The organism is Pseudoalteromonas sp. SIMBA_162, from assembly GCF_046535955.1.
Lineage (GTDB): Bacteria > Pseudomonadota > Gammaproteobacteria > Enterobacterales > Alteromonadaceae > Pseudoalteromonas > Pseudoalteromonas marina.
The window spans coordinates 1-264 of sequence record NZ_JAWJBQ010000558.1 but is presented as its reverse complement, the minus strand read 5'-3'; the positions used below and the strand labels follow the sequence as shown (position 1 = coordinate 264).

At 59.8% G+C, this 264-nt stretch carries 1 protein-coding gene; it reads right to left on the bottom strand.

All coding sequences use genetic code 11. From position 1 onward, the window contains the following. On the bottom strand, positions 1 to 264 hold a 264-nt coding region (locus R0J88_RS20905; RefSeq protein ID WP_410901011.1), incomplete at both ends, for an immunoglobulin-like domain-containing protein.

Sequence of the window (264 nt, the reverse complement as noted above, 5' to 3'; positions counted from 1 at the left end):
ACGGTGGTGCTGACCGGGGTCTTGTCCAGGGTCAGTTGCTCGAACTTGCCAACATCAGCACCCGCAACGGTCGCGATGGAGTTGACCACCGCTGGGTTGCTGCCAACGTAGACGTTGTCCGGAGCAGTGACGGTGATCGAACCGCTGGTGCCATTGGCCGGTACGGTGATGACGGTTTTACCGTCGCTCAGCGTGAAGGTCAGCGCGCCATGGTTGTTGATCGGCAGGCCGTCTTTGTTGGTCAGGGTGATGGTGTAGGTGATC